This window comes from Enterobacter sp. Taxon_2 (genome assembly GCF_058355295.1).
The window spans coordinates 831,681-852,114 of the sequence record NZ_CM178024.1; the positions used below are offsets into that span (position 1 = coordinate 831,681).

Genomic DNA, 20,434 nt, shown 5'->3' on the forward strand with positions numbered 1-20,434 from the left:
TGACCCGTTTTGACGGGTCATACGCGATCATTTCGCTATCCTCATTAACCCTCTCTTTTCATCTGGTTAATTCTTAAACCCTTAAATCTTGTAGGGCTGCTTACTGCTTGCTATGCAACCCGCGTTTCGCATATTATTCTGGCGCTCATAATAATAATTCTCGTTTACGTTATCATTCACTTTTCCATCAGAGAAACATCATGGCGCTTTCCAATACTGCTCAGCCAATGAACACGTCGCTGCGTAAACTCGCGGTCGTCGTCGCCATAGCGGTTGCCGGCATGTCCGCGTATGCTCATGCGGCCGAAACCCCGAAAAAAGAAGAAACCATCACGGTAACCGCAGCACCTGCGGCACAGGAGAGTGCCTGGGGACCGGCGGCGACCATCGCTGCACGGCAATCGGCGACCGGGACCAAGACGGATACTCCGATTCAAAAGGTTCCTCAGTCTATTTCCGTGGTGACCGCTGAAGAGATGGCGCTGCACCAGCCACGCTCGGTGAAAGAAGCCCTGAGCTACACGCCGGGTGTTGCGGTGGGTACGCGTGGCGCGTCTAACACCTATGACTACCTGGTCATTCGCGGTTTCGCGGCCGACGGTCAGACCCAGAATAACTACCTCGACGGTATGAAGATGCAAGGCAACTTCTATAACGACGCGGTGATTGACCCTTATATGCTGGAGCGTGCTGAGATCATGCGCGGCCCGGTTTCAGTTCTGTACGGCAAAAGCAGCCCTGGCGGCTTGCTGAACATGGTCAGCAAGCGCCCAACGACCGAGCCGTTGAAAGAAGTGCAGTTTAAAATGGGCACCGACAGCCTGTTTCAGACCGGCTTTGACTTCAGCGATGCGATCGACGATGACGGCGTTTACTCTTATCGCTTAACGGGCGTTGCACGTTCGAACAACTCACAGCAGGAAGGCAAAGGTGAGCAGCGTTATGCCATCGCGCCTTCTTTCTCCTGGCGTCCGGATGATAAAACCACCTTCACGTTCCTCTCATACTTCCAGAACGAGCCTGAGACAGGCTACTACGGCTGGCTGCCAAAAGAGGGAACGGTTGATCCGCTGCCGAATGGCGATCGTCTGCCGACGAACTTCAACGAAGGCGCGAAGAACAACACCTACTCCCGTAACCAGAAAATGGTGGGATACAGCTTCGACCACGCCTTCAACGATACCTTTACCGTGCGCCAGAACCTGCGCTTTGCTGAGAACAAAACTTCGCAAAACAGCGTATACGGCTATGGTGTCTGTACCGACCCGGCGAACAGCGGCAACAAGCAGTGCGCGGCGCTAGCGCCATCGGATAAAGGCCATTATCTGGCGCGTAAATACGTTGTCGATAATGAAAAACTGCAGAACTTCACCGTTGATACTCAGCTGCAGAGCAAATTCGCTACGGGTGAGGTGGACCACATCCTGCTGACCGGCGTTGACTTTATGCGTATGCGTAACGACATCAACTCCTGGTTTGGCTATGACGACTCTGTTCCGCTGCTGGATCTCTACCATCCGGTGAACAGCGATTTTGATTTTGGTGCAAAAGACCCGGCAAACTCCGGCCCGTATCAGATCCTTAACCGTCAGAAACAGACGGGACTCTACGTTCAGGATCAGGCGCAGTGGGATAAGGTCCTGGTAACCCTGGGCGGCCGTTATGACTGGGCCGATCAGGAATCCTACAACCGCGTGACGAACACCACTTCCAAACGTGATGACACCCAGTTCACCTGGCGCGGCGGCGTTAACTACCTGTTTGATAACGGTGTCACCCCGTACTTTAGCTACAGCGAATCGTTTGAACCGGCTTCGCAGACCGATGCCCAGGGTAAACTGTTCTCCCCTTCCAAAGGCAAACAGTACGAAGCGGGCGTGAAATACGTACCGAACGATCGTCCGATCGTTGTTACCGGTGCGGTATACCAGCTGACCAAAACCAACAACCTGATGGCGGACCCGGCGGGCTCCTTCTTCTCCGTTGAAGGCGGTGAAATCCGCGCGCGTGGCGTAGAGCTGGAAGCGAAAGCGGCCCTCTCTGCAAGCGTGAACGTCGTCGGCTCCTATACCTATACCGATGCGGAATACACCACCGATACGAACTACAAAGGCAACACGCCAGCTCAGGTGCCAAAACACATGGCATCCGTTTGGGGTGATTACACGATGTTTGATGGCCCACTGTCTGGCCTGACGCTGGGTACCGGCGTGCGTTACACGGGTTCCAGCTATGGCGATCCGGCGAACTCCTTCAAGGTGGGCAGCTACACCGTTGTCGATGCGCTGGTCAGATACGATCTGGCACGCGTTGGCATGGCAGGCTCGAACGTGGCGCTGCACGTGAACAACCTGTTCGATCGTGAGTACGTTGCCAGCTGCTTCAACACCTACGGCTGCTTCTGGGGTGCTGAACGTCAGGTTGTTGCTACCGCGACCTTCCGCTTCTAATCTCTGTCCGGGCACGGTTCGCCGTGCCCTTTTTATTTAAGTTGGCTGATATGCAGGATAATCAAACGCAACCCGACACCACCTTTACGCTCAACCATCTCTCCTTTCGCGTACCCGGGCGCACCTTGCTGCATCCGCTCTCTCTGACGTTCCCCGCAGGTAAAGTCACTGGCCTGATTGGTCACAACGGTTCAGGTAAATCCACGCTGCTCAAGATGCTGGGGCGTCATCAGCCGCCTTCAGAAGGCGATATTCTGCTGGATGATCAACCGCTGGAGAGCTGGAGCAGTAAAGCCTTTGCCCGCAAAGTGGCCTATCTGCCGCAGCAGCTGCCGCAGGCGGAGGGGATGACGGTGCGAGAGCTGGTGGCGATTGGGCGTTATCCGTGGCACGGGGCGCTTGGACGATTTGGCGTGGCCGACAGAGAGAAAGTGGAAGAGGCTATTGCGCTGGTCGGGCTAAAGCCGCTGGCGCATCGTCTGGTGGATAGCCTGTCCGGCGGCGAACGTCAGCGCGCGTGGATTGCGATGCTGGTGGCGCAGGACAGCCGCTGTCTGCTGCTGGATGAACCGACCTCTGCGCTGGATATCGCGCATCAGGTCGACGTCCTGGCGCTGGTGCACCGCTTAAGCCAGCAGCGTGGTCTGACGGTCATTGCGGTCCTGCACGATATCAACATGGCCGCGCGTTATTGTGACTACCTCGTCGCGCTGCGCGGGGGCGAGATGATTGCCCAGGGTACACCCGCAGAGCTGATGCGCAGCGAAACGCTGGAACATATTTACGGTATTCCTATGGGTATTCTGCCTCACCCGGCCGGGGCTGCACCGGTGAGCTTTGTCTACTGATGCTCGATAACACACGCATTAGCCGCCGTCGCCTGCTGACGGCGATGGCGCTCTCACCGCTGCTGTTAAAAATGAATACGGCGCGTGCTGCTGCCGTCGATCCGCACCACATAGTCGCTCTGGAGTGGCTGCCGGTCGAGCTGATGATGGCGCTCGGCGTCACGCCCTACGGCGTGGCGGACATTCCTAACTATAACCTCTGGGTGAACGAGCCGAAGCTGCCGGACTCGGTGATCGACATCGGCCTGCGGACGGAGCCAAACCTCGAGCTGCTCACCCAGATGAAACCCTCGTTCATGTTCTGGTCAGCGGGCTACGGTCCGTCAGAGGAGACCATGGCGCGCATCGCGCCCGGACGTGGATTCGCCTTCAGTGACGGTAAAAAACCGCTGGCCATGGCTAAAAATTCGATTAACGAGATGGCGCGTTTCCTCAACCGCGAGGTCGAGGCCAAAAAACATCTCGACGAATTTGATGCCCTGATCGACTCCCTGAAGCCCCGATTTGCTCACCGGGGCGATCGTCCGCTGCTGATGGTGACGCTGCTGGATGCCCGCCATATGCTGGTTTTCGGTAAAAACTGCCTCTTCCAGGAAGTGCTCGACAGCTTCGGCATTCGTAATGCCTGGGAAGGGGAGATGACGTTCTGGGGCAGTACCGCCGTGGGTATCGATCGTCTCGCGGCGTTTCGCGACGTGGATGTGCTGTGCTTCGATCACGGCAACGAGCGCGCCATGCAAACCCTGATGGCGACGCCGCTCTGGCAGGCGATGCCATTTGTGCGTGCGCAGCGCTTCCAGCGCGCCCCGGCGGTCTGGTTCTACGGCGCGACGCTGTCGGCCATGCATTTTGCCCGCGTGCTGGATAACGCGCTGGGAGGGAAAGCATGAGTACGCGTATCGCCCGCTTCCCGGCGCTGCTGCTATCCCTGCTTTTGCTGGTTGCGCTGGTATTAACCGGGTTCAACCTCTCGACGGCGTTACCCCGCACGCAGTGGGGGGCCGCGCTGGCCTCGCCGGATATCGACAATATTCAGCAGATGCTGTTCCACTACAGCCTGCTGCCGCGTCTGGCGATCTCCCTGTTAGTCGGCGCCGGTTTAGGGCTGGTGGGCGTGCTGTTCCAGCAGGTTTTGCGTAACCCGCTGGCAGAGCCAACCACGCTCGGCGTCGCGACCGGCGCACAGCTTGGGATCACCATTACCACGCTGTGGGTGCTGCCGGGTGCGTTAACCTCGCAGTTTGCGGCACTCGCGGGGGCGTGCGTGGTGGGTGCGCTGGTCTTTGGCGTGGCCTGGGGCAAGCGCCTTTCGCCAGTAACGCTTATCCTGGCCGGGCTGGTGGTGAGCCTCTACTGTGGGGCGATCAACCAACTGCTGGTGCTGTTCCACCACGATCAGCTGCAAAGCATGTTCCTGTGGAGCACCGGCACGCTGACCCAGACCGACTGGAGCGTGGTGCAGCGCCTGTGGCCGCAGCTGGCTGGCGGTGTTGTGCTGACGCTGCTGCTGCTGCGTCCTCTTACGCTGATGGGACTGGATGACGGCGTGGCGCGCAACCTGGGGCTGGCGCTGTCGCTGGCTCGCCTGGCGGCGTTGACGCTGGCAATTGTATTGAGCGCCCTGCTGGTGAACGCGGTCGGCATCATCGGGTTTATCGGCCTGTTTGCGCCGCTGCTGGCGAAAATGCTCGGGGCGCGTCGTTTACTGACGCGTCTGATGCTGGCGCCGCTGATTGGGGCGCTGATCCTCTGGCTTTCCGATCAGCTTATTCTCTGGCTGGCGCAGGTCTGGCGGGAAGTCTCCACCGGCTCTGTGACCGCGCTTATCGGGGCGCCGCTGCTGCTGTGGCTGCTCCCGCGGCTGCGCAGCATGAGTGCACCGGCGATGGACGCGGGCGATAAAGTCTACGCTGAACGTCGGTCGGTGCTTTGGTTTAGCCTTGCCGGTCTGGCGGTGCTGATTATCGCCTTGTTCGCGGCGCTCTCATTTGGACGCGATGCCGCGGGCTGGCACTGGGCAACGGGTGATTTACTCAATGAACTGCTACAGTGGCGCTGGCCGCGTATCGTCGCTGCGCTGATCGCCGGGGTGATGCTGGCGGTGGCGGGGTGCATCATTCAGCGTCTGACCGGCAACCCGATGGCGAGTCCGGAAGTGCTTGGGATCAGCTCTGGCGCCGCCTTTGGCGTGGTGCTGATGCTGTTCTTCGTGCCGGGCAATGCGTTTGGCTGGCTGATGCCTGCCGGCAGTATCGGCGCGGCAGCCACGCTGATGATTATCCTGATAGCCGCCGGTCGCGGTGGGTTTTCACCGCACCGCATGCTGCTGGCCGGGATGGCGCTCAGCACCGCGTTTACGATGCTGCTGATGATGCTGCAGGCAAGCGGCGATCCGCGTATGGCGAAGATACTGACCTGGATTTCCGGCTCGACCTACAACGCCACCGGAAGCCAGGTGGTCTGGTCCGGGATGGTGATGCTCGTGCTGCTGGCGATGGTGCCGCTGTGCCGCCGCTGGATGACCATTCTGCCGCTCGGCGGCGAAACCGCGCGTGCGGTGGGGATGGCGCTGACACCAGCGCGCGTGGCCTTGCTGCTGCTGGCGGCGTGCCTGACGGCGACGGCAACCCTGACGATTGGACCGCTGAGTTTTGTGGGGTTAATGGCGCCGCACATTGCCAGAATGATGGGGTTCCGCCGGACGATGCCGCATATCGTCATGTCGGCCCTGACGGGCGGGGTGATGCTGGTGTTCGCAGACTGGTGCGGAAGAATGGTGCTGTTCCCGTACCAGATCCCGGCGGGTCTGCTGTCGACCTTTATCGGTGCGCCGTACTTTATTTATCTGTTGAGAAAGCAGAGCCGGTAGTCAGGTGCGGCCTGATGCCCTCACCCCAGCCCTCTCCCACAGGGAGAGGGAGAACATCGTAGGCCGGGTAAGCGTTAGCGCCACCCGGCAATGACCTTAGAGCTTCGCAAACACCTTACGCGCCGCGTCGATGGTGTTATTGATATCTTCTTCGCTGTGCGCCACGGACATAAAGCCCGCTTCGAACGCGGACGGCGCCAGATACACGCCTTCTTCCAGCATCAGGTGGAAGAAGCGCTTGAAGCGCTCAACGTCGCACTTCACCACGTCCTGATAGCAGGTCACGGTTTTCGCATCGGTGAAGAAAATCCCGAACATGCCGCCCACGTGGTTAACCACCAGCGGAATACCGGCTTCCTCTGCCGCTTCAAGCAGTCCGTTTGCCAGCTGCGTCGTCAGGTCGGTCAGGGTTTCGTGAATGCCTGGCTGGGCCACTTCGGTCAGGCAGGCAAAGCCCGCGGCCATGGCGATGGGGTTACCGGAGAGCGTGCCCGCCTGGTAAACCGGGCCGGTTGGCGCCAGGGCTTCCATCACGTCCTTACGACCGCCGAATGCGCCGACCGGCATGCCGCCGCCGATGATTTTGCCGAGGCAGGTCAGGTCCGGCTCAACGCCGTAGTAAGACTGGGCACCCGCCAGTGCTACGCGGAAGCCGGTCATCACTTCATCGATGATCAGCAGCGCGCCGAACTCGTCGCACAGGGCGCGCAGGCCCGGCAGGAATTCAGGCTGCGGTGGGATGCAGTTCATGTTGCCCGCAACCGGCTCAACGATGATGCAGGCGATCTCCTGCGGATACTGCTCGAACGCCGCGCGAACGGTAGCAAGATCGTTGTAGGTGCAGGTCAGGGTGTGCTTCGCGAAATCGGCCGGTACGCCAGGTGAGTTTGGCTGGCCGAGCGTCAGCGCGCCGGAACCGGCTTTCACCAGCAGGCAGTCCGCATGGCCGTGGTAGCAGCCTTCGAATTTGATGATTTTATCGCGACCGGTAAAACCGCGCGCCAGGCGGATGGCGCTCATGGTGGCTTCGGTACCGGAGTTCACCATACGCACCATGTCCATGGTCGGCACCAGTTCGGTCACCAGCTCCGCCATTTTCACTTCCATTTCGGTTGGCGCGCCGAAACTCAGGCCGCGCTGGGCAGCTTCAATCACCGCATTACGAATAGCCGGGTGGTTGTGCCCCAGCACCATCGGGCCCCAGGAGCCGACATAATCGATATAGGCTTTGCCATCGACATCATACAGATACGCGCCGTCAGCACGTTCGATAAACAGCGGCGTACCGCCCACGCCGGTGAAGGCGCGCACAGGTGAGTTCACGCCACCCGGAATAAGCTCGCGGGCTGCACTGTAGAGGTTTTCAGACTTGCTCATGGCGTCGTTCCTGGTTCGTATAAAATGATTAAGCCCACTATTCTAAGTGATTCGGGGAAGGTTATGAAATTTTTAGCCGGGTAATGCTTTAAGATTTGTTAAGTAATTTTCAGGAGACGGTGGGGCAGTCTCTGGTAAAATCCTCGCGGCTTTTTGTATGACGAATAAGAACAGGACATGAAATCAGATTCTCCGTCTTTTGAAGAACAACAGTTTACGCGCGCCCGGCACCGGGTCAGTATTCGGCGGCTGCTCAATCGCGATAAAACGCCGCTGGCGATCCTGCTGGCCGCTGCCGTGGTGGGGACTCTCGCGGGGCTGATTGGCGTGGCGTTTGAAAAAGCGGTTAATGCCGTACTCAACTGGCGAGTGGGCACTGTGGCCGGTTTCGCCGATAGCGAATGGCTGGTCTGGGTTTGGGCATTCGGGCTGTCTGCGCTGTTTGCCATGGTGGGGTATTTTCTGGTGCGTAAATTCGCGCCGGAGGCGGGCGGGTCTGGCATCCCGGAAATTGAAGGTGCGCTGGAGGAGCTGCGTCCGGTGCGCTGGTGGCGGGTGATTCCGGTTAAATTCATCGGCGGCATGGGTACGCTGGGCGCAGGCATGGTACTTGGCCGGGAAGGGCCCACGGTACAGCTGGGGGGGAACGTCGGCCGCATGGTGGGCGATCTGTTTCGGATGCGAAGCGCCGAAGCGCGCCATACGCTGCTGGCTACCGGTGCGGCGGCGGGGCTGTCGGCGGCGTTTAACGCGCCGCTGGCGGGCATTTTGTTCATTATCGAAGAGATGCGCGCGCAGTTTCGCTACAACCTGATCTCCATTAAAGCGGTGTTTACCGGCGTCATTATGTCGAGCATCGTCTTTCGCCTCTTTAACGGCGAAGGGGCGGTCATTGAGGTGGGTAAACTGACCAACGCGCCGGTCAACACCCTGTGGCTTTACCTGATCCTCGGCATGATTTTTGGCGTGGTGGGGCCGCTGTTTAACACCTTTATCCTGCGCGCTCAGGATATGTTCCAGCGCATTCACGGCGGGAACACCACGAAATGGGTGCTGATGGGCGGTCTGCTGGGCGGAATGTGTGGCGTGCTCGGGTTTATCGAGCCGAATGCCGCAGGCGGCGGGTTCGGGCTGATTCCCATTGCGGCGGCGGGGAATTTCAGCGTGGGTCTGCTGCTGTTTATGTTTATCTCCCGCGTCATCACGACGGTACTCTGTTTTTCCTCCGGCGCGCCCGGCGGGATATTTGCCCCGATGCTGGCGCTGGGGACCTTGCTGGGCACCGCGTTTGGTATGGCGGCTGAAGTGGGTTTTCCCGCCTATCATCTTGACGCCGGGACCTTTGCCATCGCCGGAATGGGAGCGCTGCTGGCCGCATCCCTGCGTGCGCCGTTGACCGGGATCGTGCTGGTGTTGGAGATGACGGACAATTACCAGCTCATTTTGCCAATGATCATTACCTGTCTCGGCGCGACACTATTAGCCCAGTTCCTGGGTGGAAAGCCGCTATACTCCACCATCCTTGCGCGTACTCTGGCAAAACAAGAGGCTGAACGGGCCGCAGTGCAGAATACTTGAATGAATTACCAGGGTATTAGATAATGACACAAAGAATTGGGTGAATTTTACCCAATCGCAGTAGCAGTATTCATGGGAGCATATGATGAGTGATGATGTAGCGTTGCCGCTGGAATTTACCGAAGCAGCAGCCAACAAAGTGAAAACCCTGATTGCAGACGAAGACAATCCGGATCTGAAACTGCGCGTCTATATTACCGGTGGCGGCTGCAGCGGCTTCCAGTATGGTTTTACCTTTGACGATCAGGTTAACGATGGCGATATGACTATCGAGAAACAGGGCGTCGCGCTGGTGGTTGACCCGATGAGCCTGCAATATCTGGTGGGCGGTTCGGTGGATTACACCGAAGGTCTGGAAGGTTCGCGCTTTGTGGTGACCAACCCGAACGCGACAAGCACCTGCGGGTGTGGTTCTTCGTTCAGTATTTAAGAGGGTGCGGGCTGTTGCCCTCACCCCGGCCCTCTCCCACAGGGAGAGGGAGAAAAGACTAAAAACGGTAACCGTCAGGTTACCGTTTTGCTTTTACCGGTCATCCAGCGCAAACGTCGGCAGCTTCAGGTGCCAGCGTATCGCCGCTAAACGTATCACCAGCGTCACGACCATCCCCAGCATCGCGGCGTTTTCCAGCGGAAGTGCAAACGTGTAGTACGCGGTCGCGTGGACAATGCCCCCCGCGATACAGGCCGTTGCGTAAATTTCAGTACGCAGGATCATCGGTACTTCACGCGCCAGAATGTCGCGAATGATCCCACCGCCCACGCCGGTTAATACGCCCATACAGATTGCCACCATTGGACCGGTACCCGCATTAAACGCCTTATTGACGCCAATACCGACAAACACGGCCAGGCCGACGGCATCCAGTACCGGCAATATCCATTTGGGTAATCTGCGGGGCTGGCGAACCAGCACAATGGTTAACAGACAGGTGACCATCGCGACCACCAGATCGGTAGGATCTTTCACCCAAAACACCGGGCCATTCGCCAGCGCCATATCGCGGATTGTCCCGCCACCGACGGCGGTCACGACCCCAAGCACCAGCACGCCAAACGGATCCATGCGTAGTTTTCCGGCGAGCAGGACGCCGGAGATAGCAAAAACGGCTGTGCCAAGAATATCCAGCCAATAAACGAGCATCGTTAAATCCTCGAAAAGGGTCTTATGTTAGTGACTCTCTGCCAGCGCGGCACAGAGCTGTTTTGCGGCGAGGATAATACGCGGGCTGGCGCGTTCAAACCAGTCGCTGTTAAGGGGAATTACCGGTATTTTTAGCTGCCGTTGCCAGAATTGTTCAATTTTGGGAATTTCGCTCGCATTTCCGACCACGACGATAGCCTGCGGCTGGCGCGCCAGGACCTGTTCACGGCTAACCTGGGGCCACGGCACCCGGCTGGCTGCAAAGATGTTTTCACCGCCACAGACTTCCAGCACCTGGTTCTGAATCGACCCTTTTCCGGTGGTGAACAGCGGCTGGCTGCCAAACTGCAGGAAGATGCGCTTTTTAACAGGGGTATCGTATCGGGATTTCAGCGCGGCATAGTCGCTCAGCATCTGTTTCGCCGCCGCCTCGGCTTTTTTGGGCGTAGGGCTATAGGGTGCCAGGGCGCGTAGCGCCTGAGCGACTTGCTCAATGCTGACGGCATCAATCCACATCACTTTTATGCCAAGCGAGGTGAGCTGGTTGACCTGCCGCTCGGCGTTACCGCCGCGCCAGGCCAGCACGAGATCCGGTTTAAGCGCCACTATGCGCTCAAGGTTCATCCCTTGCCAGGTGGCGACTTGTTCAATTCCCGCGGCCTGCGGCGGATAATCCGAATAGCTACTCACGCCAACGGGCGTGATCCCGGCGGCAAACGCCAGTTCCGTATTTGCGGGAGAGAGTGTAATCACGCGCGGTACAGCATAGAGCCACAGCGGTGCGAGAAGAAGCAGGGCGGCCAGCGCCCTGACGGTATGTTTAGCCACGTGCCAGATTCTGCACCAGGCGTTCCACCATCACGGTGGACTGTTTTGCCGCAACGGTCAGGAACTCGTCGAAGCTGATGTGGGACTGCTGGTCTGCCACGTCAGAGATGGCGCGAACCACCACGAACGGTACGCTGAAGTTATGGCAAACGTGCGCAATCGCGGTCGCTTCCATCTCAACGGCAACCGCCTGAGGGAAGTTATGACGGATTTTCGCCAGCCCAACGGAGCCGTTGATGAACGCATCACCGCTGACAATCAGACCGCGTACCGCGTTGAGGTTGAGTTCTGCGATGCAGGTCTCCGCCGCCGCAATCAGTTTGTCGTCAGCTTTAAAAGCAGCAGGGCAGCCCGGGAGCTGACCGTACTCGTAACCGAACGCGGTGACGTCAGCATCGTGGTAACGCGCTTCGTCGGAGACAACGATATCACCCACCTTCAGCGTCGGCGCCAGGCCGCCCGCAGAGCCGGTATTCACGATCACATCCGGCTTGCAGCGCTCAAGCAGCAGGGTAGCACCCAGCGCAGCTGCCACTTTACCGATGCCTGATTTCAGCAGAGCCACGTCAACACCGTTCAGCTGGCCGGTATAGATCTCACAACCACCAAGAGAGAGGGTCTGACGGTTCTCAATTTTGTCACGCAGCAGCGTAACTTCTTCTTCCATTGCACCAATAATGCCGATTTTCATAGATTTACTCGCGATGTGCCTTGTTAAGATGCATAGTCTATCATGCGGTTAAGGGGAAACGCATTCTCACGCGGGGGAGCACATGGCACCAATCGATTTTCGCACCAAAATTAACTGGCACCGACGTTTCCGTTCGCCGCAGGGCGACAAGAGCGAACATGAGATCCTGCGTATCTTCGAAAGCGATCGCGGGCGGATCATTAACTCGCCAGCCATCCGCCGTCTGCAGCAAAAGACCCAGGTCTTTCCGCTTGAGCGTAACGCCGCGGTGCGCACGCGCTTAACCCACTCCATGGAGGTGCAGCAGGTCGGGCGCTACATTGCCAAAGAGATTTTAAGCCGTCTCAAAGAGCAGCGCTTACTGGAAACCTATGGTCTGGACGAGCTGACGGGGCCTTTTGAGAGCATCGTTGAGATGGCCTGCCTGATGCATGACATCGGCAACCCGCCTTTTGGCCACTTTGGTGAGGCGGCGATCAATGACTGGTTTAAGCAGCGGCTTTACCCTTCGGATGCGGTAAGCCAGCCGCTGAGCGACGACCGCTGCATCGTACGCGATTTACGCCTGCGTGAAGGCGAAGAGGGGCTGAACGATCTGCGTCGCAAAGTGCGCCAGGATTTGTGTCACTTCGAGGGCAACGCGCAGGGGATCCGGCTGGTCCACTCCCTGATGCGCATGAACCTGACCTGGGCACAGGTCGGCTGCATTCTGAAATATACCCGCCCCGCGTGGTGGATGGGAGATACGCCCGCGTCCCACAGCTATTTAATGAAAAAACCGGGCTATTACCTTTCCGAAGAGGCCTATATTAAACGGCTACGTAAAGAACTTTCATTGACGCCAAACGGCCGCTTTCCATTGACCTGGATTATGGAAGCCGCCGATGATATTTCCTATTGCGTGGCCGATCTGGAAGATGCCGTTGAGAAAAGAATCTTCAGCGTTGAGGAGCTTTATCAGCATCTTTATGCGGCCTGGGGTACCCATGAAAAAGGCTCGCTGTTTGCGCAGGTTGTCGAAAATGCCTGGGAAAAATCGCGCTCAAATACATTAAGCCGTAGTACAGAAGACCAGTTCTTTATGTATTTGCGGGTCAATACATTAAATAAACTGGTGCCGTATGCGGCGTCGCGCTTTATTGATAATTTACCGCTCATCTTCAGCGGGGAATTCAACCACGCGCTGCTGGAAGATGACAGCAGTTTCAGTCAACTCCTTGAGCTTTATAAACATGTGGCGATGCGGCATGTATTTAGCCATCCGGATGTCGAGCAGTTAGAGCTGCAGGGTTATCGGGTAATCAGTGGGTTACTGGAAATTTATTCCCCGTTGCTCCAGCTGTCGGTCGACGAGTTCAGCGAGCTGGTGGAACACGAGCGCGTGCGCAGAATACCTATCGAATCGCGGCTTTATCAGAAACTCTCTACCCGGCATCGTCTGGCGTATGTCGAAGCGATTGGCAAGCTGGATCGCCACTCTTCCCAATGGCCGGTGATGGAATATTATTATCGCAGTCGTCTAATCCAGGACTATATCAGCGGCATGACGGATTTGTATGCCTGGGATGAATACCGCAAGCTTATGGCGGTGGAATAATCCCGGAGTTTTGTAAAGACGGCCAATAAATTTTTACCTTTTCCATAAACTTATCGCCGGAACTAAGCGGTATAAAACGAATCTGAGTTACACAGCAATTTTGCGTTACCTGTAAATCGAGATTGAGAAACATGAAAAAAACCACATTAGCAATGAGTGCACTGGCTCTGAGTTTAGGTTTAGCGCTGTCTCCTCTGACTGCTACTGCAGCCGAGACCGCGTCGTCGGCAGCAACCGCGCAGCAGATGCCAAGCCTGGCACCGATGCTCGAAAAAGTGATGCCATCGGTGGTGAGTATTAACGTTGAGGGCAGTACGACCGTCAATACGCCGCGTATGCCGCGTAACTTCCAGCAGTTCTTCGGCGACAACTCGCCGTTCTGCCAGGATGGTTCGCCATTCCAGAGCTCTCCATTCTGTCAGGGCGGTGGTGCCGGGGATGATAGCCAGGGCGGCGGCCAGCAGCAGAAATTCATGGCGCTTGGCTCGGGGGTAATCATTGATGCAACGAAAGGCTATGTCGTCACTAACAACCACGTTGTTGATAACGCGAACAGCATTAAGGTTCAGCTGAGCGATGGCCGTAAGTTCGACGCCAAAGTGGTGGGTAAAGACCCGCGCTCCGATATCGCGCTGATCCAGATCCAGGATCCGAAAAACCTGACGGCGATTAAAATTGCCGACTCCGACGCGCTGCGCGTGGGCGACTATACCGTGGCGATCGGTAACCCGTTCGGCCTGGGTGAAACCGTGACCTCGGGTATCGTCTCTGCGCTGGGTCGTAGCGGCCTCAATGCCGAGAACTATGAAAACTTCATCCAGACGGATGCGGCGATCAACCGCGGTAACTCCGGCGGTGCGCTGGTGAACCTGAACGGTGAGCTGATCGGTATCAACACCGCGATCCTGGCACCGGACGGCGGCAACATTGGGATCGGCTTTGCTATCCCAAGTAACATGGTGAAAAACCTGACCGCGCAGATGGTGCAGTATGGCCAGGTGAAACGCGGTGAGCTGGGTATCCTCGGGACTGAGCTGAACTCCGAACTGGCTAAGGCGATGAAAGTTGACGCCCAGCGCGGGGCATTCGTCAGCCAGGTGATGCCGAACTCCTCCGCGGCGAAAGCGGGCATTAAAGCGGGGGATGTGATCACCTCCCTGAACGGTAAGCCGATCAGCAGCTTTGCCGCCCTGCGTGCCGAAGTGGGCTCAATGCCGATTGGCAGCAAAGTGACCCTCGGCCTGCTGCGCGACGGTAAGCCGGTTAACGTGAGCCTGGAGCTGCAGCAGAGCAGCCAGAATCAGGTGGATTCCAGCACCATCTTTAGCGGTATTGAAGGTGCCGAGATGAGCAATAAAGGCGCAGACAAAGGCGTGGTGGTGAACAACGTGAAAGCGAATTCACCGGCAGCCCGTATCGGCCTGAAAAAAGGCGATGTGATCATGGGCGCTAACCAGCAGCCGGTGAAAAACATCGCTGAACTGCGCAAGATCCTCGACAGCAAGCCTTCCGTGCTGGCGCTGAATATCCAGCGTGGTGATACTTCGCTTTATCTGCTGATGCAGTAATCCTCTGAAGCCCCTGTTCGCAGGGGCTTTTTCGTTTCTGTGATTCTTGCCACAACTCCATACATCTCCCTCTCTCTTTGTGCATTCGCACAATGCAGCCGCCGCTGAACTTCCCTATGCTTGAGCTCTGCTCACGGGAGGGTTCTATGGCTGGCTGGCATCTTGATACCAAAATGGCGCAGGATATCGTGGCGCGCACCATGCGCATCATTGATACCAATATCAACGTGATGGATGCCCGCGGGCGCATTATTGGCAGCGGCGATCGCGAGCGTATTGGGGAATTGCACGAAGGTGCGCTGCTGGTGCTTTCCCAGGGGCGGGTCGTGGATATCGACGATGCGGTAGCGAAACACCTGCACGGCGTCCGTCAGGGCATCAATTTACCGCTGCGCCTTGAAGGCGAGATTGTGGGGGTCATCGGCCTGACCGGCGAGCCCGAGTCACTGCGAAAATACGGTGAGCTGGTCTGTATGACGGCAGAGATGATGCTGGAGCAGTCGCGCCTGATGCACCTGCTTGCCCAGGACAGCCGCCTGCGTGAAGAGCTGGTGATGAACCTTATTCAGGCGGAAGAGCACACGCCCGCGCTCAGCGAATGGGCGCAGCGTCTGGGGATCGATCTGAACCAGCCGCGCGTGGTGGCGGTGATTGAGGTCGATAGCGGCCAGCTGGGCGTAGACAGCGCGATGGCCGAGCTGCAGCAGCTGCAAAATGCGCTGGCCACGCCGGAGCGCGATAACCTGGTGGCGATCGTTTCTCTGACGGAAATGGTGGTACTCAAACCGGCGCTCAATGCGTTCGGCCGCTGGGATGCGGAAGATCATCGTCGTCGCGTGGAGCTGCTGATCTCCCGGATGAAGGAGAATGGTCAGCTGCGTTTTCGCGTTGCGCTGGGCAACTACTTTACCGGGCCGGGCAGCATCGCCCGCTCCTGGCGTACCGCGCGCACCACCATGATGGTGGGCAAGCAGCGGATGCCGGAGAGCCGCAGCTATTTCTATCAGGACCTGATGCTGCCGGTGCTGCTCGACAGCCTGCGCGGGGGTTGGCAGGCCAATGAGCTGGCACGGCCATTAGCGCGTCTGAAAGCCATGGACAATAACGGCCTGCTGCGCCGGACGCTGCAGGCATGGTTCCGTCATAACGTGCAGCCGCTGGCGACGTCAAAAGCGCTGTTTATTCACCGGAATACCCTGGAGTATCGGTTAAACCGAATTTCAGAGCTGACGGGGCTGGATCTGGGGAATTTCGACGACAGGCTGCTGCTGTATGTGGCGCTGCAGCTGGACGAGCAGAGATGATGCTGTTTGCCGGGTGGCGGCTTCGCCTTACCCGGCCTACACGCGTTCGTAGGCCGGGTAAGCGAAGCGCCACCGGGCAATAAAACGGCTTATTTGTTGCGGGTTAACTTCTCAAGATCCGCTTCAATCTCGCTGATCTTATTGGTCACAACGCTTTCAAGGTGACGCAGATCGTCAAGGATCTTACGCTTGAGATCGACTTCGGTGCGGTCGCGCTGGCAGATCTGATCGAGTTCATCGATCACATAGCGCAGGTTAGGGCTGATTTCCTGTACTTCTTTGTATCCCTGTCCTACACCGTCTGCAACAACGGTCTTACGCTGGCGTGGATATTTAAACTTCACGCTTTTGGCGAAAAACTCTCCTTTGTCCTTGTGAAAATAGATTTTCAGAATATCGTTATTGGCTTCCTGACGGAGGCTGTAACGATCAATTTCATCAGGATTGGTAATGCCCAGACTTTTCAGATTATCGTACATAGCGGTACCCTTGATCTCAACATAACCTTTGAATAATTAACGAAAAAATCTATTTTCGCCACCCTCAGATACAAAAAAAGCGGGGTTGCCCCCGCTTTTTGTTATACCCGATTAATCGATGGTGCGCAGCAACTCGTTGATGCCCACTTTACCGCGCGTTTTCGCATCCACTTTCTTCACGATAACCGCACAGTACAGGCTGTATTTGCCATCTTTAGACGGCAGGTTGCCGGAAACCACCACGGAGCCCGCCGGAACGCGACCGTAGTGAACTTCGCCGGTTTCACGGTCATAAATGCGGGTGCTCTGACCGATGTAAACGCCCATGGAGATCACGGAGCCTTCTTCAACGATCACCCCTTCAACCACTTCAGAGCGCGCGCCGATGAAGCAGTTGTCTTCGATGATGGTCGGGTTAGCCTGCAGTGGCTCCAGAACACCACCGATGCCCACGCCGCCGGACAGGTGAACGTTTTTACCGATCTGCGCGCAGGAACCGACCGTCGCCCAGGTGTCAACCATGGTGCCTTCGTCAACGTAGGCACCGATGTTCACGTAGGATGGCATCAGCACGGTATTACGTGCGATGAAAGCGCCCTGACGCACTGCCGCAGGTGGCACCACGCGGAAGCCTTCTTTCTGGAAACGCGCTTCGTCGTAGTCAGCGAATTTCATAGGGACTTTATCGAAGTAGCGGCTTTCAGCTCCGTCGATAACCTGGTTATCGTTGATACGGAAAGAGAGCAGCACGGCTTTCTTCAGCCATTGATGAGTGACCCACTGACCGTCGATTTTTTCTGCCACGCGCAGCGCGCCGGAATCCAGCAGGGAAATCACCTGGTTTACCGCTTCACGGGTCACGGTATCCACATTTGCCGGGGTAATCTCGGCGCGACGCTCAAAAGCGGACTCAATAACGTTCTGTAACTGCTGCATTGTTTACTCTTTCCATTTCACTAAAAAACATATCACCCTTTATCGTTTGGATTGAGGGCTGCTGTCAACCGTTGTTGCACTTCAAGCTGCAGGTCATTATTAAGGGCACGCCGGTCCGCTGTCGCGATTATAAATAAATCTTCTACTCGCTCGCCAATCGTTGTAATTCGGGCGCCATGGAGCGAAATTCCCAGATCGGCAAAAACCTGGCCGACGCGGGCGAGCAGCCCCGGCTGGTCGAGCGCGATCAGCTCCAGGAACGATTTACGGTCGGTGTGGGTCGGCAGGAAGTTGACCTCGGTATCGACGGTAAAGTGGCGCAATTTCGCCGGCTGGCGACGCGGCTGCGGGGGCTGCCAGCTGCGCTGGGTAATCGCCTGTTCCAGACCAAAACGTATCCCTTCATGCCTGTCCGACGACAGCGGGCTGCCGTCCGGCTCCAGCACGATAAAGGTGTCCATTGCCATGCCGTCGCGGGTGGTGAAAATCTGCGCGTCGTGAACGCTCAGGTTTCGCCTGTCCAGCTCGGCGCAGACCGCAGCAAACAGATAAGGTCGGTCCGGGCTCCAGATGAAAATCTCCGTTCCGCCTCGGGTAGCCTGAGGGCTCAGCAGAATCATTGGCTGGGACAGGTCGTGCTTCAGCAGGTGCCGCGCGTGCCACGCAAGCTGGTTTGGGCTGTGGCGGACAAAATAGTTGGCACGGCAGCGGGCCCATATCTGGTGTAGCGCCTCTTCATCAATGTTATCCATCCGCAGCAGCGCCAGCGCCTGCAGCTGGTGATGACGCACGCGCTCGCGCATGTCCGGGGTGTTTTGCATCCCGCGACGCAGCTGTTTTTCGGTAGCGAAGTACAGCTCGCGCAGCAGGCTCTGCTTCCAGCTGTTCCACAGCGTTTCGTTGGTGGCGCAGATATCGGCCACCGTCAGGCAGACCAGATAGCGCAGACGGTTTTCCGTCTGAACCGCTTCCGCGAACTGCTTGATCACCTCAGGATCCTGAATGTCACGACGCTGCGCGGTAACCGACATCAGAAGGTGATGACGCACCAGCCAGGCCACCAGCTGCGTTTCACGTGAGTTCAGGCCGTGCAGCTCGGCAAATTTCAGTACGTCCTGTGCGCCCAGCACCGAATGATCGCCGCCGCGACCTTTGGCGATATCGTGGAACAGGGCAGCAATCAGGATCAGTTCCGGGTGGGTCAGGCGCGGCCATAGCTCCACGCACAGCGGATGGCGGGAGCGCGTCTCTTCTTTTGCAAAGCTTTCCAGCTTGAGCATCACGCGGATCGTGTGTTCATCCACCGTGTAGGCGTGGAACAGATCGAACTGCATCTGTCCGACAATGTGCGACCACTGCGGCATATAGGCCCACAGCACGCTGTGGCGGTGCATCGGCAGCAGCCCACGACTGACGGCGCCCGGGTGGCGGAGCATGCTCAGGAATAGCGAGCGCGCTTCCGGGATATAGCACAGCGGCTCCGTCAGATGACGGCGCGCATGGCGCAGATGACGCAGGGTGGTGGAGTAGATCCCAGTGATGGTGCTGTTGCGCACCATGGTATAGAACATCCGCAGAATCGCTTCCGGCTCGCGGATGAACAGCGTTTCGTCGCGCAGATCGATAAGCGTGCCGCGCAGCTGGAATTCGTCATCAATCGGGCGCGGTTTTTCGTCCGCCGTCAGGGCCAGAATGGCCTCGTCGAACAGCTGCAGCAGCATCTGGTTCAGCTCGGTCACCCGGCGGGTGACGCGGAAGAAATCCTTCATCATGTGCTCAACCGGCTCGTTGCCTTCGCCCTGATAATTCAGGCGCTGAGCCACGCTGAGCTGGCGGTCAAACAGCAGACGGTTATCGTAGCGGGTGACTTCCAGATGCAGGGCGAATCGAATACGCCACAGCAGGTGCAGGCACTCGTTCAGCTCGTTACGCTCTGCCTCGGTTAAGAAGCCGAAGCCGACCATCTCGTCCATCGAGGTGGCGCCAAAATGGCGGCGAGCGACCCACTGCAGGGTATGGATGTCGCGCAGGCCGCCGGGGCTGCTTTTAATATCGGGTTCAAGGTTATAGCTGGTGCCGTGGTAGCGCTGGTGGCGCTGGTTTTGCTCCTCGACCTTCGCGGCGAAGAACTTTTCTGACGGCCAGAAGCCGTCGCTGAAGATATGCTTTTGCAGCTCCAGAAACAGCGCGACGTCGCCAATCAGCAGGCGGGTTTCAATCAGGTTGGTGGCGACGGTCAGGTCCGATAACCCTTCCAGCAGACACTCTTCCAGGGTGCGTACGCTGTGGCCGACTTCCAGCTTCACGTCCCAGAGGAGCGTCAGCAGTTCGCCAATTTTTTGCGCCTGTTCGTCCGGCAGCTTTTTGCGGCTTAAGATCAGGAGATCGATATCGGAAAGCGGATGCAGCTCACCGCGGCCATAGCCCCCGACGGCAACCAGCGCAACATCACTGATTTGCCCAAACCCGTAATCGATCCACAGGCGCTGCAGAAGCTGGTCGATAAATTCGGTGCGCGCTTCAATGAGCTGCTCGGCCGACACGCCTGCGTCGAACGCGCTGCCCAGCCAGCGATGGAAAACATCCATGTGGGCTTTAATATGCGCGCAGGTCAGCTCGTGCGACGGCCAGACGCCCGGGTTATCGGGCTGGTCGGGAAGGGTGGGAAGTGCTGTGTTAGCATACTGTTCGGGTAAAAGATTACTCATCGTGCGCCACCCATAAGAAAAAGCTATAGCCATTAAAAAAGCCGGCATTTGCCGGCTTTT

At 57.7% G+C, this 20,434-nt stretch carries 16 protein-coding genes; 9 read left to right on the top strand and 7 right to left on the bottom strand.

The genetic code is table 11. From position 1 onward, the window contains the following. The first annotated feature begins 200 nt into the window (after positions 1-200). Genes fhuA through fhuB form a run of 4 tightly spaced genes read left to right on the top strand, consistent with a single transcriptional unit; the run spans position 201 to position 6,167 of the window. Positions 201-2,450, top strand: a complete 2,250-nt coding sequence (gene fhuA, locus AC4IC4_RS03820; protein WP_491472183.1) for a ferrichrome porin FhuA — start codon at positions 201-203, stop codon at positions 2,448-2,450. Between the two features lie 50 nt (positions 2,451-2,500). Beyond that, positions 2,501-3,298 (top strand): Fe3+-hydroxamate ABC transporter ATP-binding protein FhuC, encoded by a 798-nt coding sequence (fhuC, locus tag AC4IC4_RS03825; protein WP_024907509.1) that lies wholly within the window; start codon positions 2,501-2,503, stop codon positions 3,296-3,298. Beyond that, entirely contained in the window at positions 3,298-4,188 is an 891-nt protein-coding gene (fhuD, locus tag AC4IC4_RS03830; protein ID WP_491472184.1) for a Fe(3+)-hydroxamate ABC transporter substrate-binding protein FhuD, read from the top strand. The genes fhuC and fhuD overlap by 1 nt, the downstream gene beginning before the upstream one ends. Continuing rightward, entirely contained in the window at positions 4,185-6,167 is a 1,983-nt protein-coding gene (fhuB, locus tag AC4IC4_RS03835) for a Fe(3+)-hydroxamate ABC transporter permease FhuB (RefSeq protein WP_491472185.1), read from the top strand. The genes fhuD and fhuB overlap by 4 nt, the downstream gene beginning before the upstream one ends. Positions 6,168-6,263: 96 nt before the next feature. Here fhuB and hemL read toward each other — a convergent pair whose 3' ends face one another. After that, positions 6,264-7,544 (bottom strand): glutamate-1-semialdehyde 2,1-aminomutase, encoded by a 1,281-nt coding sequence (hemL, locus tag AC4IC4_RS03840; protein ID WP_032649736.1) that lies wholly within the window; start codon positions 7,542-7,544, stop codon positions 6,264-6,266. 177 nt (positions 7,545-7,721) lie between these two features. Between hemL and clcA the strand changes: the two genes are divergently transcribed. Both clcA and erpA read left to right on the top strand, forming a co-directional pair. Beyond that, positions 7,722-9,122 (top strand): H(+)/Cl(-) exchange transporter ClcA, encoded by a 1,401-nt coding sequence (clcA, locus tag AC4IC4_RS03845; protein WP_267217238.1) that lies wholly within the window; start codon positions 7,722-7,724, stop codon positions 9,120-9,122. A gap of 85 nt (positions 9,123-9,207) precedes the next feature. Then, complete coding sequence (gene erpA / locus AC4IC4_RS03850; protein WP_013095643.1) at positions 9,208-9,552, top strand: iron-sulfur cluster insertion protein ErpA; 345 nt, start codon at positions 9,208-9,210, stop codon at positions 9,550-9,552. A 93-nt stretch (positions 9,553-9,645) separates the two neighbouring features. Here the strand turns inward: erpA and AC4IC4_RS03855 are convergent, their stop codons facing one another. From AC4IC4_RS03855 to mtnN, 3 genes are read right to left on the bottom strand one after another with little or no spacing between them, the layout of a single operon-like run. Beyond that, complete coding sequence (locus AC4IC4_RS03855; protein ID WP_024907514.1) at positions 9,646-10,263, bottom strand: TRIC cation channel family protein; 618 nt, start codon at positions 10,261-10,263, stop codon at positions 9,646-9,648. Positions 10,264-10,290: 27 nt separating this feature from the next. Then, a complete protein-coding gene (gene btuF / locus AC4IC4_RS03860) occupies positions 10,291-11,091 on the bottom strand; it encodes a vitamin B12 ABC transporter substrate-binding protein BtuF (protein ID WP_024907515.1) in 801 nt (266 codons plus the stop codon). Continuing rightward, positions 11,084-11,782, bottom strand: coding sequence for a 5'-methylthioadenosine/S-adenosylhomocysteine nucleosidase (mtnN, locus tag AC4IC4_RS03865; protein WP_024907516.1), 699 nt, complete (start codon positions 11,780-11,782; stop codon positions 11,084-11,086). The genes btuF and mtnN overlap by 8 nt, the downstream gene beginning before the upstream one ends. 82 nt (positions 11,783-11,864) lie before the next feature. Between mtnN and dgt the strand changes: the two genes are divergently transcribed. The 3 genes from dgt (at position 11,865) to cdaR (ending at position 16,251) form a co-directional block, all read left to right on the top strand. Next, positions 11,865-13,379 carry a dGTPase gene (gene dgt / locus AC4IC4_RS03870; RefSeq protein WP_491472186.1) on the top strand — a complete coding sequence of 505 codons (1,515 nt, stop codon included), beginning with the start codon at positions 11,865-11,867 and terminating at the stop codon, positions 13,377-13,379. Between the two features lie 131 nt (positions 13,380-13,510). Continuing rightward, positions 13,511-14,947 carry a serine endoprotease DegP gene (degP, locus tag AC4IC4_RS03875; protein ID WP_491472187.1) on the top strand — a complete coding sequence of 479 codons (1,437 nt, stop codon included), beginning with the start codon at positions 13,511-13,513 and terminating at the stop codon, positions 14,945-14,947. Between the two features lie 146 nt (positions 14,948-15,093). Then, positions 15,094-16,251 carry a DNA-binding transcriptional regulator CdaR gene (cdaR, locus tag AC4IC4_RS03880; protein ID WP_023334570.1) on the top strand — a complete coding sequence of 386 codons (1,158 nt, stop codon included), beginning with the start codon at positions 15,094-15,096 and terminating at the stop codon, positions 16,249-16,251. Positions 16,252-16,340: 89 nt separating this feature from the next. On the opposite strand, the gene AC4IC4_RS03885 is transcribed toward cdaR, so the two are convergent. The 3 genes from AC4IC4_RS03885 to glnD form a co-directional block, all read right to left on the bottom strand. Continuing rightward, the gene (locus AC4IC4_RS03885; protein ID WP_008501916.1) at positions 16,341-16,730 is read right to left on the bottom strand and encodes a DUF3461 family protein; all 390 of its coding nucleotides are present in this window, start codon (positions 16,728-16,730) and stop codon (positions 16,341-16,343) included. A gap of 111 nt (positions 16,731-16,841) precedes the next feature. Further along, positions 16,842-17,666 carry a 2,3,4,5-tetrahydropyridine-2,6-dicarboxylate N-succinyltransferase gene (gene dapD / locus AC4IC4_RS03890; RefSeq protein WP_008501915.1) on the bottom strand — a complete coding sequence of 275 codons (825 nt, stop codon included), beginning with the start codon at positions 17,664-17,666 and terminating at the stop codon, positions 16,842-16,844. Positions 17,667-17,698: 32 nt separating this feature from the next. Continuing rightward, on the bottom strand, positions 17,699-20,374 hold the full coding sequence (glnD, locus tag AC4IC4_RS03895) for a bifunctional uridylyltransferase/uridylyl-removing protein GlnD (protein ID WP_024907520.1): 2,676 nt from the start codon (positions 20,372-20,374) through the stop codon (positions 17,699-17,701). Between the last annotated feature and the right edge of the window lie 60 nt (positions 20,375-20,434).

What these genes read in the sequence shown, in the direction of transcription:
- fhuA (WP_491472183.1), top strand. Translation starts at nt 201, where the DNA reads ATGGCGCTTTCCAATACTGCTCAGCCAATGAACACGTCGCTGCGTAAA.
- fhuC (WP_024907509.1), top strand. Translation starts at nt 2,501, where the DNA reads ATGCAGGATAATCAAACGCAACCCGACACCACCTTTACGCTCAACCAT.
- fhuD (WP_491472184.1), top strand. Translation starts at nt 3,298, where the DNA reads ATGCTCGATAACACACGCATTAGCCGCCGTCGCCTGCTGACGGCGATG.
- fhuB (WP_491472185.1), top strand. Translation starts at nt 4,185, where the DNA reads ATGAGTACGCGTATCGCCCGCTTCCCGGCGCTGCTGCTATCCCTGCTT.
- hemL (WP_032649736.1), bottom strand. Translation starts at nt 7,544, where the DNA reads ATGAGCAAGTCTGAAAACCTCTACAGTGCAGCCCGCGAGCTTATTCCG.
- clcA (WP_267217238.1), top strand. Translation starts at nt 7,722, where the DNA reads ATGAAATCAGATTCTCCGTCTTTTGAAGAACAACAGTTTACGCGCGCC.
- erpA (WP_013095643.1), top strand. Translation starts at nt 9,208, where the DNA reads ATGAGTGATGATGTAGCGTTGCCGCTGGAATTTACCGAAGCAGCAGCC.
- AC4IC4_RS03855 (WP_024907514.1), bottom strand. Translation starts at nt 10,263, where the DNA reads ATGCTCGTTTATTGGCTGGATATTCTTGGCACAGCCGTTTTTGCTATC.
- mtnN (WP_024907516.1), bottom strand. Translation starts at nt 11,782, where the DNA reads ATGAAAATCGGCATTATTGGTGCAATGGAAGAAGAAGTTACGCTGCTG.
- dgt (WP_491472186.1), top strand. Translation starts at nt 11,865, where the DNA reads ATGGCACCAATCGATTTTCGCACCAAAATTAACTGGCACCGACGTTTC.
- degP (WP_491472187.1), top strand. Translation starts at nt 13,511, where the DNA reads ATGAAAAAAACCACATTAGCAATGAGTGCACTGGCTCTGAGTTTAGGT.
- cdaR (WP_023334570.1), top strand. Translation starts at nt 15,094, where the DNA reads ATGGCTGGCTGGCATCTTGATACCAAAATGGCGCAGGATATCGTGGCG.
- AC4IC4_RS03885 (WP_008501916.1), bottom strand. Translation starts at nt 16,730, where the DNA reads ATGTACGATAATCTGAAAAGTCTGGGCATTACCAATCCTGATGAAATT.
- dapD (WP_008501915.1), bottom strand. Translation starts at nt 17,666, where the DNA reads ATGCAGCAGTTACAGAACGTTATTGAGTCCGCTTTTGAGCGTCGCGCC.
- glnD (WP_024907520.1), bottom strand. Translation starts at nt 20,374, where the DNA reads ATGAGTAATCTTTTACCCGAACAGTATGCTAACACAGCACTTCCCACC.